The sequence below is a fragment of the Alphaproteobacteria bacterium genome (assembly GCA_019635875.1).
Taxonomy (GTDB): Bacteria; Pseudomonadota; Alphaproteobacteria; order Reyranellales; family Reyranellaceae; genus JAFAZJ01.
Window position 1 is genome coordinate 444,495 of the sequence record JAHBYP010000005.1, and the last position, 13,747, is coordinate 458,241.

Sequence of the window (13,747 nt, forward strand, 5' to 3'; positions counted from 1 at the left end):
GATCGCTCCGCGGCTCGGGAGCCGCATGTGATCAGCCCGCCTGCGAATCGGCAACGAGGTAATGCACCGCAAAGAACTTGTCATCGTCGCACCAGGTGCGGCCGATGTCGAAGCCCGTGCCGTCTACGAGTGCTCCGAATGTCCGATCGTCGTACTTGTAGGAGTACTCGGTGTGGATGCGTTCGCCTGCCGCGAACATAAAGCGCCAGCCCGCGACCATCGCCGTTTGCGAGCGCAGGCTGCGGGCGTAGATCTCGATGCGGCCCAGTTCCTCGTTGTAGTAGGCCTCGTGCGCGAAACCCGACAGATCGAGCGTGGCGTCGAGCTCCCGGTTCATGCGCCGCAGCAGGTTGAGCGTGAAGGCGGCCGTGACTCCGGCGCTGTCGTTGTAGGCGGCGTGCAGCGGCGCCGGATCCTTGCGCAGGTCGACGCCGATCACCATGGCGCCGCCGCCACCGACCAGCGCACGCGCACGCTGCAGGAAGTCCCTGGCCTCGTCCGGCGTGAGGTTGCCGATCGTCGAGCCGGGGAAGAATCCCAGACGGCGCGCCGAGGGCACCGAGTCAGGCAGCGTCGCGATCGCCATGTAGTCGCCGCACACCGGCTCGACCCGCAGCCCGGGATAGTCGCGCCGCAGCTGATCGGCCGTCGTGTCGAGATGGTCACGCGAGATGTCGATCGGTGCGTAGACGGCAAGATCGCGCAGCGCATCGAGCAGCAGGCGCGACTTCACGCTCGAGCCGCTGCCGTACTCGATCAGCGCGCGGCCCGGGCCTGCGAGCTCGGCGATCTCGGCCGCACAGCCGCGCAGGATCGCGGTCTCGGTGCGCGTCAGGTAGTACTCCGGCAGTTCGCAGATCTGGTCGAACAGCTGCGAGCCGCGCGCATCGTAGAGGTACTTCGCGGGAATCGCGCGCGGCGCGCGCGACAGGCCGTCGAGCACAGCGCGTTCGAACTCCTCGCGATCGGCGACGGCGGCGGCTTGCGCCAGGTTGTGCAGCGGGCTGGTGGTCATCATGCATCCTCGGCAAGGCGGATGCCGCCGAACATCCAGCGCGCATCAGGCGGAAAGAAATTGCGGTAGGTGACCCGCAGATGGCCGGGCGGCGTCACGGCGCAGCCGCCGCGCAACACCATCTGGTTGGACATGAATTTGCCGTTGTATTCGCCGATCGCTCCCGCCGGCTCGCGGAAGCCCGGATAAGCGACGTAGGGACTGGCGGTCCACTCCCAGACGTCGCCGAACATCTGCGACAGGCCCGCGCCACCGGCCGCCAGCGGATGCAGCGCGCCCGAATCGGCGGTGTTGCCGTCGATCGCCACGGAGGCGGCCGCACGCTCCCACTCGGCCTCGCGCGGCAGACGCCGGCCCGCCCATTTGGCGAAGGCCGCCGCCTCGTAGAAGCTGACGTGGCACACCGGCTCGTCGGCGTTCATCGCCCGCAGGCCACCCAGCGTGAAGACGTGCCAGGCGCCGTCGCGCTTCTCCCAGTAGAGCGGCGCCTGCCAGTCGCGTTCCTGCACGAACGTCCAACCGGCCGAGAGCCAGAACTCCGGGCGGCGATAGCCGCCGTCGTCGACAAAGGCCGCGTACTCGCCGCAGGTCGACAGGCGCGCGGCCAGCCGGAAGGGCTCGAGCCACACGCGATGGCGCGGGCCTTCATTGTCAAAGGCGAAGCCATGGCCCTGGTGGCCGATCTCGGCCAGCCCGCCCTCGAAGGCGAGCCACTCGAGTGCCGGCGCTTTGCTGTCACATTGCGGCAGGTCGGCGCGATAGGCCGGGCGCAACGGATTGATCGACAGCACGTGCTTGATATCCATGAGCAGCAATTCCTGGTGCTGCTGCTCATGATGCAGTCCGAGGTCGACGATCGGTCCGAGCGGTGTGTTGGTTACTTCGGCGCGATCGAGGGCGCGCGCCATCGCCTCGGTCACATGGCGGCGATAGGCGAGGATCTCCGGTACGCCGGGTCGCGACAGCAGGCCGCGCTGCGGCCGCGGATGACGCGGGCCCTCGGCCTCGTAGTAGGAATTGTAGAGATAGTGATACGCAGGGTCGAAGACGCGATAGCCCGCCACGAAGGGCTTGAGCGCAAAGGTTTCGAAGAACCAGGTCGTGTGCGCCAGATGCCACTTCGTCGGGCTGACGTCGGGCATCGACTGCACGGTCTGGTCTTCGGCTGAGAGCGGCGCGGCCAACGCTTCACTGAAGGCGCGGATCGCCAGGAACCGGTTCAACACATCGCCTCCGCTGGCGCAGCAACGACGCAAACGTCATCCACGATAGCGGGTTCCAGGGCTCCGGTCGCGGCCGGATGCAACCGCGCCGTGTCAGGTTCCTGTGAGCACGCGCTTGCGCCAGGCGACACAAGCGTCGCTAATATGGTGATGCCCATCGCCGAGATCGATCCCTGGCGCATGCAGTATTTTGTTGATGTGCCCTGCCCCGACGACGTGCTGATTCCCACCGAGGACAGCGACGCGTGGATGTGGAACCCCGATCATCGCTGGGTCTACGACAAGCTCGCGGTGGCTCGCAGCCAGGGACTCGACGCCGCGCCGCATGGCGTCGACCCGCCGTCGTTCCCGGTCTTCTCCAAGCCGATCTACAATCTCAAGGGCATGGGCGTGGGCAGCCGCGTCATCGCCTCGGCCGAGGACTACAGGGAAGCACAGACCGCCGGTCATTTCTGGACAAGCTTGCTGACGGGAGATCACGTCAGCACCGACGTCGCAGTGCTCGACGGCGAGCCGCGATGGTGGCGCCACGCCACCGGCGAGTCGGCAGGCGATGGCACCTTCGATCACTGGACAGTGCACGCCGAGGCCAACGAAGCGGTCGAGCGATGGTGCGGCGCCTGGTGCCGCAGGCACCTCAAGGGCTACAGCGGCATGGTCAACCTCGAGAGCATCGGCGGACGCATCATCGAGGTGCATCTGCGCTTCGCCGACCAGTGGCCCGATCTCTACGGCGAAGGCTGGGTCGAGGCGGTGGTGCGGCTCTATGAGAAGCGCGCGTGGCGTTTCGACGACAGCCGACGGCGCACCGGATACAGCGTAGTGCTCTTCCTGCCGCACGGTCGGCGCTACCGCCATCCACCGGCCGCCATGATCGACGAGCTGACGCGGCAAGCCGCCATCTCCAGTGTGCAGATCACCTTCCACGAGGACCGGGCCGCGCATCTGCACGCCATGCCGCCTGGCGGGTTCCGCGTGGCGATCGTCAATTGCTGGGATCGCGACGCGGGCAATGCCGCCCGCGCAAGCCTGCGCCGGCAGTTTGAAGCATCCGCGGCGAGCTTGTGAAACCAGGAGAGCGCGCTAGGCTGCCGGCAACGAACAGCGCAGAACCGGGACCGAACGCCATGAACGCCAGCGCCGACATCCAGTACGACTACATCATCGTCGGCGCAGGCTCCGCCGGCGGCGCGCTGGCGGCAAGGCTGACCGAGGATGGCCGCTCGCGCGTGCTGCTGCTGGAGGCCGGCAAGGCGAGCCACCGCTACGCGCGGTACCCGATCAGCTTCGGCCTGCTGATCAACAGCCCCGAAGCCAATTGGCTCTACCAGTCCGATCCCGAGCCGGGCACCGCCAACCGCGAGATTCCCGTGCCGCGCGGCAAGCTGCTGGGCGGCTCGAGCTCGATCAACGGGCTGGTCTGGGTGCGCGGCCAGCCGCTCGACTACGATACCTGGGCCCAGCTGGGCAATCGCGGCTGGAGCTGGCAGGACGTGGCGCCGCTCTTCACGCGCATCGAGCATTACGAGAAAGGCGGCAAGAACGGCCGTGGCACGGCGGGGCCCTTGAAGGTGTCGGAAGTTCCCGACCGCAATCCGCTTTACGACGCGCTGTTCCGGGCCGCCGTCGCCGCCGGCTACAAGCTCAACGCGGACTACAACAGCGAGGACCAGGAAGGCGTCGTCAAGACCCAGGCCAGCATCTGGAAGGGCCGGCGCATGAGCGTGGCCCACTGCTATATCGAGCCGGCGATGAAGCGGCCCAACCTCACGGTGATCTGCGAGGCGCACATCAACAAGGTGCTGCTCGAGGGCAAGCGCTGCATCGGCGTCGAGTACGAGCGCGCCGGCCAGGTGCACACGGCGCGCGCCGGGCGCGAGGTCGTGATCTCTGCCGGCGGCGTGGCGTCACCGCAGATTCTCGAGCTCTCGGGCATCGGCAACCCCGAGATCCTGAAGAAGCACGGCATCGAGATGAAGCACGAGCTTCCGGCGGTGGGCGAGAATTTCCGCGATCACCTCAACGCCCGCATCGTCTGGCGCGTGAAGGTGCCGGCGGTGTCTTACAACCACATGGCGCGCGGCATCGGCGCCGTCGGCCAGGCGCTGAAATACATGACCTCCGGCGGCGGATTCTTCAGCCTGCCCTCGGCACCGGTGCTGGCATTCCTGCGCACGCGGCCCGAGCTCGCGACACCCGATGTGCAGATGCACCTGGTGCCCTACTCGATCAAGGATCCCAAGCAGCGCAAGCTGCAGGACTTCCCGTCGATGACCGTGGCCTGCTACCAGCTGCGCCCCGAGAGCCTGGGCTCGATCCACATCCGCTCGGCTGATCCGCGCGCCCAGCCGGCGATCCGCTTCAACTTCCTCGGCGATCCGATCGACCAGCGCACCACGGTCGACGGCTTCCGCATGATGCGCAAGATCGTCGAGGCGGCGCCGATGGACACCTATCGCGGCGACGAGCACTCGCCGGGCAAGGAGGTCGAAACCGACGAGCAGATCCTGGGCTGGATCCGCAACAACTCGCAGACCGCCTATCATCCGATCGGCACCTGCCGCATGGGGCCGGGACCGAACTGCGTCGTCGACGACAAGCTCAAGGTGCACGGGCTGGAAGGCCTGCGCGTCGCCGACGCCTCGATCTTCCCGACCATGCCCTCGGGCAATACCAATGCACCCAGCATCATGGTCGGCGAGAAGGCCGCGGATATCCTGAAGGCGGCCGCCTGACGCGAGGAGGAATCCGGATGAGAAGCGAGCAGGATCTGCGCGCCGACTACGAGGCGTCGCTGCGCCTGGCCGGCATCGTCGTGCCGGCGGACCGAGAGCAGGCGATGTTCGATGCTTTCAAGGTGGTGCGCCAGATGATGGACGAGCTGCGCCGGCCCTGGCGCTACGACGAGGAGCCGGCCTTCATCCATCGACCGCCGCCGCCGGCAGAAGACGCGCGATGAGCGCCGATCCCGCCAGCCTGACGATCGCCGGCGCCGGACGGGCGTTGCAGGCTCGGACCCTCTCGCCGGTCGAGCTGCTCGAGGCGACGCTGGAGCGCATCCGCGCCTGGGATCCCGCGCTCAACGCCTTCGTGCTGCTGACCGAGGCGCGCGCCCGTCAAGACGCCGAGCGCGCCCATCGCGAGATCGCTTCGGGCCGTTGGCGCGGACCGCTGCACGGCGTGCCCTACGGTCTGAAGGACATCATCGATACGGCAGGCATCCGCACCACCTGCCATTCGCAGCTGCTGATCGACAACGTGCCGGCCAAGGATGCGCATGTCGCCGACCTGCTGCACGCGGCCGGCGGCGTGCTGCTCGGCAAGATGGCGACGCACGAATTCGCCACCGGCGGGCCGGCCTTCGACCTGCCCTTCCCGCCGGCGCGCAATCCCTGGGACCGCGCCTGCTTCACCGGCGGCTCCTCGAGCGGCTCGGGCGCCGCCGTCGCGTCGGGCATGCTGCCGCTGGCACTGGGCACTGATACCGGCGGCTCGATCCGCCTGCCCGCAGCCTATTGCGGCGTCGCCGGCATCAAGCCGACTTATGGCCGCGTCAGCCGCCGCGGCGTGGCGCCGCTGTCGTTCAGCCTCGACCATGTCGGCCCGCTCTGCTGGACGGTCGAGGATTGCGCCCTGTCGCTGGGCGCGCTCGCCGGCTTCGACCCGGCCGATCCCGGCTCGGCCGACCTGGCCGTGCCCGATTACGCCGCGGCGCTCGCGGGCGGCGTTGGCGGCCTGACCATCGGCTACGTGCGCAATTTCAGCGACGGCGCGAGCGACGACATGGCAACCGGCATCGAGGTGGCGCTCAACGAGCTCTCGCGGCTGGGCGCGCGCATCGTCGAGGTCGAGCTGCCTGACATGTCGCTGTTCCAGGCCGCCTACCGCGCGATCTGCGGCGCCGAGGGCTTCGCGGTGCACGCCCACGATCTGCGCACGCGCCCGCATCTGTACGCGCGCGTCACGCGCGAGCGGCTGATGGTCGGCGCCTTCATCACCGGCGAGGACTACGTGCAGGGCCAGCGCCTGCGGCGCGAGCTCATGGCGGCGGTCGACCGGGCGTTGCAGGGCGTCGACCTGCTGGCCGGCGCCACGATCCTGGCGCCGGCGCAGCGGCTGGAGGATGTCGACACCTCGCCGCTGCGCCGCGCCGCGCCGATCACCGTGCCGTTCAACATCACCGGCCATCCCGCGCTCAGCCTGTGCTGCGGCTATGGCGGGGGCGGATTGCCGCTGGCCCTGCAGCTCGTCGGCCGGCCATTCGACGAGGCGCGCGTGCTGCGCGCCGGCCACGCCTACGAGCGCGCCACATCGTGGCGCGAGCGGCGGCCCAGCTGCGCGCCGCAATCCGCGGCAGTGGCAGCGCAATAGAGCGAGGAACTCATGGCAGGCGCATTCGATCTGAAGGGCAAGGTCGCCGTGGTGACCGGCGGCAACGGCGGCATCGGCCTGGGCATGGCGCGCGGCATGGCCGAGGCAGGTGCCGCCATCGTCGTCGCCGGCCGCAACACACAGAAGAACGAGGCGGCGGTCGCGGCGCTGAAGGGCACCGGCGCCGAGGCCTCGTCGGTCGTCGTCGACGTCAACGACGAGAAGCAGTGCGCGGCGATGGTGGCGCACGCCGTGACGCAGCATGGCCGTCTCGACATCCTGATCAACAACGCCGGCATCAACGTGCGCAAGCCGCCGCACGAGATCTCCGTGGCGGAATGGACGCTGGTGCTCAACACCAACCTGACCAGCGCCATGGTGTGCAGCCAGCTCGCCCACCCCGAGATGAAGAAGACCGGCGGCGGCAAGGTGATCAACATCGGCTCGATGATGTCGATCTTCGGCGCGCCGTACACGCCGGCCTACGCCGCCAGCAAGGGCGGCATCGTGCAGTTCACCAAGGTCTGCGCCACCGCCTGGGCCAAGGACAACATCCAGGTCAATGCCGTGCTGCCGGGCTGGATCGACACCGAGCTGACCAGCAACGCGCGCCGCGAGGTGCCGGGCCTGCACGAGCGCGTGCTGTCGCGCACCCCGGCGGGACGCTGGGGCACGCCGCAGGACATGGCGGGCATCGCCGTGTTCCTCGCCAGCCCGGCCTCCGATTTCGTCACCGGCGCGGCGATCCCGGTCGACGGCGGCTTCGCGGTGCTCGGCTGAGGCCTCAGGGCGCCGGCCGCCGCGACGGCGCCGGCCGCGGGAAGTATTGCGGGTTGTTGCGCAGGCTGGCGGCGCGCTCGGGAATCGACAACGTGCGCAGCTGGCCGAAATACACCAGCTGGCGCGCGGCGCTCTCGCTGTCGTAGTCGGCGCGCAGCCAGCGGCTGGCCTGGGCCATGTCGCCGGCGATGCCGTGGGCCAGCGCCAGGTTGCCGCGCACCCGCGACGCGCTGTTGGCGATCGGGGTGAGGATGGCGATCGCCTCGTCGTAGTAGCCGCCGACGATCAGCGACAGGCCGAGATTGTTGCGCGCCGGCACGAATTGCGGCGCGTGCTCGGAGGCGCTGCGATAGGATGTGCGCGCCTCCTCGTGACGGCCCAGCAGATCGAGCGCCACGCCGCGGCCGGTCAGGGCGCGCGGGTCGTCGGGCGCCGAGAGCAATGCCGAGTCGTACTGCGCCAGGGCCAGCTCCGGCTGGTCGAGCGCGATGAAGACCGAGCCCAGCCCGCGCAGCGCCGCCGGATGCGACGGCGCCAGCTTGAGCGCGTCCTGGTAGGCCGCGACCGCCTCCTCGTAGGCGCCCAGCTCGACCATGGCGCCGGCCTGGCCGATGATCGGCTCGATGGCGCTCGGCCGCATCTCGCGGGCCTTGCGGTAGATGCTGAGCGCGTTGACGGCGTCGCCGCCGGCGCGCGCGCCCTCGGCAAGCCGCATGACGGCGTCGTAATTGCCTTCAGTCTGCACATTGCCGGAATCGCCGCTTGAGCAACCGGCAAGGGCAAACAAGAACGCAACGATCAGCGCTCGCGCGCGACGGGCTGGGGAGCTTGTTGTCATCTGGCCCGGCCGAGGGGGTACCGGCTCTTTTCTGTTGTTTCTCGGGGTATTATAGAGCGTTCTGAGGCAAAAGCCAGCCCCGCGGTCCCAGGCTCCGGAACCGGCCCGCAACGGCCCGGGATCTGCCGCGTCGGTGGCATGCCGCCGAAGGGAGTCGCCATGGGCCGCGCCGACTTGATCCCGTTTTCCGATCGGCTTCAGCCGCGCGAGCCGCTGACCTTCCGCTTCGCGGCCGACCCCGAGGTGCCCAACAACCCGCGCCTGCCGCTGATCATCTATCGCGGCGCGCTGCGGCTGGAGCCGGCCGGCGATCCGGCGGCGATCTTCGAGGAAGTCTTCGCCGCCAATGGCTGGGGTTCATCCTGGCGCAACGGCATCTACCCGTTCCGCCACTTCCACATCCGCGCGCACGAGGTGCTGGGCATCGCCCGCGGCGACGCGCGGGTCGAGTTCGGCGGGGCGGCGGGCGAGCGGCTCGACATCGGCGCCGGCGACGTCGCGATCCTGCCGGCGGGTACCGGGCACAGGCGCCTGGCCCAAAGCGCCGACCTGCTGGTGGTCGGCGCCTACCCTGCGGCCGGCGGTTTCGACCAGAAACGCGCCGGCGAGATCGATATCGCCAGCGCGCTCGCCGATATCGCGAAAGTGCCGGATCCGTCGAAGGACCCGGTCTACGGCGCGGACGGCCCCCTGCGCGCCCTCTGGGGCGCGTCGGGCCGGGTCGCTTAGCTCAGGCGCCCGGCGCGCGGTTGCCGTCACATCACCGGGACGCGGGTGCGGCTGGTCACGCCGAGCGAGACGAAGGGGAAGAGCTTGCTGGCCAACGCCACCGTGCCGGTGGCGGTGATCGTCTTGTAGGTGATGGTGCCGCTCGTCGTCGACGTGACGCTGACCGTCGGCGTGACGCCCGATGGGGCCTTGGTGGTGACCTGGCTGGAGATGGCGCTGTCGGTGGCGGCCGGGTTGGTGATCGCGTAGCGGCCGGCCTCGGTGACCGCGTAGTCCAGCTTGTTCTTGATGTAGAAGTAGCGCCCGAACTCGACGGCGCCCACGATGCACATCAGGACGGCGATCGAGCCGATGGCGAACTCGATGGACGCCACGCCGCTCTCCTCGCGGCGGAGCCGCCGCAGCAGGTGTCGCATTCTTCGGATCATTGGACGCTCACCGCCGCAGTGACGGTGATCGATGTCGGCAAGGACCAGGCCTGCACGTTGCTGAGGATGCGCACCGAGTTGCGCGTCGCGGTCAGGGTCATGATCTTGCGCACCGTGCCGCTGGTGCAGGTGCCGGTGGTGCATGACACGGCCGTGCCATTGTTGCACTCGCAGGCGAACGTCGCCGTGGTGGTGACGCCGGTCACTGTCGCGGGCAGCGCCGCGGTGATCGCCGCGCGCGAGCCCGCCGTGTCGGTCGGGTTGCGCAGCGCATACTGCGCACCGGCATTGACCGCAGCCTGGAGCTGCGACTTGTTGAAGTAATTGACGCCGAACTCGGCGGTACCGCCCAGCACGAGCACCAGAATCGGCAGGGCAATCGCCATTTCAATAAAGGAGGCACCGGCCTGATCGGCGCGCAATCGCACCGCGAACCGGCGGACGGCCCGGAGGGCAAGACGGCATGACGAAAACATCGCGCTCATACCTTTTGCGTCGGTCGGCTCGCCGAAAGCGAGGATCGACGCCCATGAATGGTCTTCAATCAAATCCGGACCGAGTAATATTGGCCCGCACCGAAAATATCCAGCATGCCGGATCAAATCCGGAACACACCCTGATCTTCATTGTATGTGTTAAAAGGTCGGAGTCAACAGTCACCTGCAATAAACTGACCAATATGGACAGTTTGTCTTCGTTGCTGCAGCAATCAATTGATGATGGTGTCCATGATGCTGATGATGCCAGGCCCCATGATGATGATGAAGAGTGTCGGCAGGATGAAGATCATCATCGGCACGGTCATCATCGCCGGCAGCCGGGCGCCCTTCTCCTCCGCCTTCATCATGCGTTCGTTGCGGAACTCGGCCGACAGCACGCGCAGCGACTGCGCCAGCGGCGTGCCGAACTTCTCCGTCTGGCGAAACGCGTTGACCAGGGCGCGCACGCCGGGAATGTCGTTGCGGGTGGCCAGGTTCTCGAAGGCGGTCTGGCGATCGGGCAGAAAGGTGAGCTCGATCGCGGTGAGCTGCAGCTCGTAGGCCAGTTCGGCCGAGAGGCCCTGCAGCTCCTTCGAAACGCGCTGCAAGGCCATGTCCAGGCTCAGGCCGGCCTCGACGCAGATGGTCAGCAGGTCGAGGCCGTCGGGCAGCGCCTTGGTGATGATCTGGGTGCGCTTGATCGCGGTATTGCGCACGTAGATTTCCGGCCCCTTGAAGCCGAACAGGGTGGCGCCGAAGCACAGCACCGGCTGGAGGAACTCGGGAAACGGGAAGACCTTCAGCACGTAGACGATCATCACCATGATGAAGCCGAACACGAACGGCAGGCACAGGCGCATGAACTGGTAGACGACGACGGCGTCGGGGCTGCGGAAGCCGGCCTGCTGCAGCTTTGCGCGCACGTCGTCGGCGCCGTTGGCCTTGAGGCTCTCGAACCGGCCGATGAAGTTGCGCATGGTGCCGACGGTAAGCAGGCGGCGTTCGCCCCGACGGCGGGTGGTGCTTGTCGCGTCGCTCTTCAGCTTGGTGCGCCGGCCGTGCAGCGCCTTGAGCCGCTGCGAGAAGTCCTCGGGCAGCAGGAGCGCGTTCCACACGACATAGGCGACGATCACGGCGGCGAAGCCGACGCCGCCGAGAATCAGTTCCTCGCCGGTGAAGCCGCCTGGGAAGATGGTGTCCACGGCGCCCGCCTCAGATCTCGAAGGACGCCATGCGCTTGATGATGAAGATGCCGATGCTCATGCTGCCACCGGCGACGGCCAGCATCGTCATGCCGCGTGGATCGCTGAACATCGTCGACATGTAGTCGGGGTTGAGCAGGAACAGCACGAGGCCCAGCACGAAGGGCAGCGAGCCCATGATGATCGCCGTGGCGCGCGCCTCGGAGCTGAATGCCTTGATCTTCAGCTTCATCTGCCGGCGCTCACGCAGCAGGTTCGACAGATTGCCCAGCGTCTCGGCGAGGTTGCCGCCGGTCTCGCGCTGGATTGACATGGCGATGATCAGAAAATTGAACTCCGGCACCTTGATCGATTCGGCCACGCGCCAGAACGCGTCCTCGAGCGGCACGCCGATGCGCATCTCGTGCTGCACGCGGCGGAAGATGCCACCGACCGGCTCGCCGATCTCGTTGGAGGCGTTGGCGATGGCTTCCTGGATGGGGATGCCCGAACGCAGCGCACGCACCATCAGGTCGAGCGCGTCGGGAAAGATGGCGTTGAACTGGTCGATGCGCTTGTTGACCCTGCGGCCAACCCAGATGTGCGGCAGGCCGAGCGCGGCGGCGGCGGCGGCGAGCAGGCCGATCGGCATCGACAGGCCGACCAGCAGGATCAGCACCACGGCGACAATGCCGCCGATGCCGGCGCAGATCAGCGCATAGTCGCCGACGCTGATATTGACGCCGGTGCGCTCGAGGCGGTCCTGCAGCGCCGCGGGATTCGGCAGCCAGCGCATGACCATCTTGTCGGTCATCTTACTGTCGGCCGTCTTGCGCAGCGCCTGACGCGCCTGCTTGACGTTGCGCGCCGCCTGGCCCCAGAGCCGCTCGCGCACCTCCTCCAGCCGCTCGCGCTGCTGGCGCCGCTGCTTCTCGACGGTGAGCACGTACCACACCGCGACACACAGGCCGAAGACCATGCTGAAGGCGAGAAACAGCGCCTCCGGCGCGACGTTACCGGGCAATTCCATGACTCAGCCCATCGCCTCCATGACGGCGCGGTCGAGACCGTAATACGCCGCCTTGGCCAGGAAGTTCGGACGCAGGCCGGAACTCTTGAAAGTGCCGACCAGCTTGCCGTCGGGCCCTTCGCCCTTGAACTCGTAGGTGAACAGATCCTGCGTGGTGATGACCTCGCCCTCCATCCCGGTAATCTCGGTGATGTGGGTGATGCGCCGCATGCCATCGCGCATGCGCTGGATCTGCACGATCATGTTGACTGCGCCGGCGATCTGCGTGCGCAGCGCCTTGACCGGCAGGTTGAGGTTGGCCATCGCCATCATGTTCTCGAGGCGGGTCACCGCCTCGCGCGGCCGGTTGGCGTGCAGCGTGCCCATCGAGCCGTCATGGCCCGTGTTCATCGCCTGCAGAAGATCGACGGCCTCGGGACCGCGGACCTCGCCGAGGATGATGCGCTCGGGCCGCATACGCAGCGCGTTCTTCACCAGGTCGCGCATCGAGATCTCGCCGTTGCCCTCGAGGTTGGGCGGACGCGTCTCGAGGCGCACGACATGCGGCTGCTGCAGCTTGAGCTCGGCAGCGTCCTCAATGGTCACGATACGCTCGTCGTGGCCGATCATGCCGGAGAGCGCGTTGAGCAGGGTCGTCTTGCCCGAGCCGGTGCCGCCGGAGATGACGATGTTCATGCGCACGCGCGAGGCGATACGCAGCACCGTGGCCATCTGCGGCGACATGTTGCCGCTCGCCGCCATCTGGTCGAAGTCGATCGACTTCTTGGAGAACTTTCGGATCGAGACGCTGGGACCGTCGATCGCCAGCGGCGGGATGATGATGTTGACGCGGCTGCCGTCGAGCAGGCGCGCGTCGCAGATCGGGCTCGATTCGTCGACGCGCCGGCCGACCTTGCTGACGATCCGGTTGCAGATGTTCAGCAGATGCGCGTTGTCGTCGAAAATGACGTCCGTGAGCTGCAGCTTGCCCTTGGTCTCGACATAGACCTGCTTGGGGCCGTTGACCATGATGTCGGTGACCGTCTCGTCGCGCAGCAGCGGCTCGATCGGTCCCAGCCCGAGCATGTCGTCGAGGATCTGGGTCAGGAGCTCGGTCTGCTCGGCGCGATTGAGCTGCAGGCGGGACTCGACCAGCAGGTCGCGCAGCATCTCATCGAGCTGGTGCTGCAGGTCGGCGCGCGGCAACTCGACCGCCGCGGCGATGTCCATGCGACGGATGACGAGCGGATGCAACAGGCGCTTGGCCTGCTCGATCTTGACCCGGCCCATCTTCACGACGTCGGACTGGGTTGAGGTCGCCGTCTGCGGCGTCGGCGCCGCAATACCGCCGGGCACCACCGAGAAGGACGGCGGCGGCTTGCCGCCGGCCGGCACCGCGGCCCTGGCCGGCACGGGCGGCGCCTTCGGGGCGGCGGCCGTCGGCGGGGCCTTGGGCTGGGCGGCCGGCGCCGGAACAGGCGGCGCCGGAATGGGCGGCGCGGGCGGTGCCGGCTTCTTGGCCAGGCCTGAGGCTGGCGGCAAGGGCCGCCAGGCGGCACCCTCTTCGTCGCCCGACGACGGGACGGGTCGCCACGCCGGCATGTCATCGGCTGACTTCGGCGTCGGCGCGGTGAAGCGTGGTGGCGGTGGCGGCGGTGGCTCAGGCGCCGGCGGCGGCGATTCCGGTTCGGGCT

At 68.1% G+C, this 13,747-nt stretch carries 14 protein-coding genes; 6 read left to right on the forward strand and 8 right to left on the reverse strand.

Annotated features, from left to right (window positions below; translation table 11 throughout):
• Window positions 1-31: 31 nt before the first annotated feature.
• Together egtD and egtB are read right to left on the reverse strand one after the other, a co-directional pair.
• Window positions 32-1,015 carry an L-histidine N(alpha)-methyltransferase gene (gene egtD / locus KF889_20110; protein MBX3501753.1) on the reverse strand — a complete coding sequence of 328 codons (984 nt, stop codon included), beginning with the start codon at window positions 1,013-1,015 and terminating at the stop codon, window positions 32-34.
• On the reverse strand, window positions 1,015-2,271 hold the full coding sequence (gene egtB / locus KF889_20115) for an ergothioneine biosynthesis protein EgtB (protein MBX3501754.1): 1,257 nt from the start codon (window positions 2,269-2,271) through the stop codon (window positions 1,015-1,017). Before egtB ends, egtD begins: the two co-directional genes overlap by 1 nt.
• A gap of 111 nt (window positions 2,272-2,382) precedes the next feature.
• Here egtB and KF889_20120 point away from each other — a divergent pair, with 111 nt between their 5' ends.
• From KF889_20120 to KF889_20140, 5 genes are read left to right on the forward strand one after another with little or no spacing between them, the layout of a single operon-like run.
• On the forward strand, window positions 2,383-3,306 hold the full coding sequence (locus tag KF889_20120; protein ID MBX3501755.1) for a hypothetical protein: 924 nt from the start codon (window positions 2,383-2,385) through the stop codon (window positions 3,304-3,306).
• A 59-nt stretch (window positions 3,307-3,365) separates the two neighbouring features.
• A complete protein-coding gene (locus KF889_20125) occupies window positions 3,366-4,973 on the forward strand; it encodes a GMC family oxidoreductase N-terminal domain-containing protein (protein MBX3501756.1) in 1,608 nt (535 codons plus the stop codon).
• A 17-nt stretch (window positions 4,974-4,990) separates the two neighbouring features.
• Complete coding sequence (locus KF889_20130) at window positions 4,991-5,197, forward strand: hypothetical protein (GenBank protein ID MBX3501757.1); 207 nt, start codon at window positions 4,991-4,993, stop codon at window positions 5,195-5,197.
• Window positions 5,194-6,609: an amidase gene (locus KF889_20135; GenBank protein MBX3501758.1), complete on the forward strand. Its 1,416-nt coding sequence runs from the start codon at window positions 5,194-5,196 to the stop codon at window positions 6,607-6,609. Before KF889_20130 ends, KF889_20135 begins: the two co-directional genes overlap by 4 nt.
• Before the next feature lie 12 nt (window positions 6,610-6,621).
• Window positions 6,622-7,389 carry a glucose 1-dehydrogenase gene (locus KF889_20140; protein MBX3501759.1) on the forward strand — a complete coding sequence of 256 codons (768 nt, stop codon included), beginning with the start codon at window positions 6,622-6,624 and terminating at the stop codon, window positions 7,387-7,389.
• Window positions 7,390-7,393: 4 nt separating this feature from the next.
• Here the strand turns inward: KF889_20140 and KF889_20145 are convergent, their stop codons facing one another.
• Window positions 7,394-8,134 (reverse strand): tetratricopeptide repeat protein, encoded by a 741-nt coding sequence (locus tag KF889_20145; GenBank protein MBX3501760.1) that lies wholly within the window; start codon window positions 8,132-8,134, stop codon window positions 7,394-7,396.
• 306 nt (window positions 8,135-8,440) lie between these two features.
• Between KF889_20145 and KF889_20150 the strand changes: the two genes are divergently transcribed.
• Window positions 8,441-8,956 carry a cupin gene (locus tag KF889_20150; protein MBX3501761.1) on the forward strand — a complete coding sequence of 172 codons (516 nt, stop codon included), beginning with the start codon at window positions 8,441-8,443 and terminating at the stop codon, window positions 8,954-8,956.
• 26 nt (window positions 8,957-8,982) lie between these two features.
• On the opposite strand, the gene KF889_20155 is transcribed toward KF889_20150, so the two are convergent.
• The 5 genes from KF889_20155 to KF889_20175 all read right to left on the reverse strand — a co-directional run bounded on the left by KF889_20155 (window position 8,983) and on the right by KF889_20175 (window position 13,655).
• Entirely contained in the window at window positions 8,983-9,330 is a 348-nt protein-coding gene (locus KF889_20155) for a pilus assembly protein (GenBank protein ID MBX3501762.1), read from the reverse strand.
• 50 nt (window positions 9,331-9,380) lie between these two features.
• Window positions 9,381-9,932 carry a pilus assembly protein gene (locus KF889_20160; protein ID MBX3501763.1) on the reverse strand — a complete coding sequence of 184 codons (552 nt, stop codon included), beginning with the start codon at window positions 9,930-9,932 and terminating at the stop codon, window positions 9,381-9,383.
• Window positions 9,933-10,093: 161 nt separating this feature from the next.
• Window positions 10,094-11,065, reverse strand: a complete 972-nt coding sequence (locus tag KF889_20165) for a type II secretion system F family protein (protein MBX3501764.1) — start codon at window positions 11,063-11,065, stop codon at window positions 10,094-10,096.
• Window positions 11,066-11,075: 10 nt separating this feature from the next.
• Window positions 11,076-12,074 carry a type II secretion system F family protein gene (locus tag KF889_20170; protein ID MBX3501765.1) on the reverse strand — a complete coding sequence of 333 codons (999 nt, stop codon included), beginning with the start codon at window positions 12,072-12,074 and terminating at the stop codon, window positions 11,076-11,078.
• Window positions 12,075-12,077: 3 nt separating this feature from the next.
• The gene (locus tag KF889_20175) at window positions 12,078-13,655 is read right to left on the reverse strand and encodes a CpaF family protein (GenBank protein ID MBX3501766.1); all 1,578 of its coding nucleotides are present in this window, start codon (window positions 13,653-13,655) and stop codon (window positions 12,078-12,080) included.
• Window positions 13,656-13,747: the final 92 nt, after the last annotated feature.

Coding starts and splice junctions, on each gene's coding strand:
- egtD (MBX3501753.1), bottom strand. CDS start 1,015: ATGACCACCAGCCCGCTGCACAACCTGGCGCAAGCCGCCGCCGTCGCC.
- KF889_20120 (MBX3501755.1), top strand. CDS start 2,383: ATGGTGATGCCCATCGCCGAGATCGATCCCTGGCGCATGCAGTATTTT.
- KF889_20125 (MBX3501756.1), top strand. CDS start 3,366: ATGAACGCCAGCGCCGACATCCAGTACGACTACATCATCGTCGGCGCA.
- KF889_20130 (MBX3501757.1), top strand. CDS start 4,991: ATGAGAAGCGAGCAGGATCTGCGCGCCGACTACGAGGCGTCGCTGCGC.
- KF889_20135 (MBX3501758.1), top strand. CDS start 5,194: ATGAGCGCCGATCCCGCCAGCCTGACGATCGCCGGCGCCGGACGGGCG.
- KF889_20140 (MBX3501759.1), top strand. CDS start 6,622: ATGGCAGGCGCATTCGATCTGAAGGGCAAGGTCGCCGTGGTGACCGGC.
- KF889_20170 (MBX3501765.1), bottom strand. CDS start 12,074: ATGGAATTGCCCGGTAACGTCGCGCCGGAGGCGCTGTTTCTCGCCTTC.
- KF889_20175 (MBX3501766.1), bottom strand. CDS start 13,655: ATGCCGGCGTGGCGACCCGTCCCGTCGTCGGGCGACGAAGAGGGTGCC.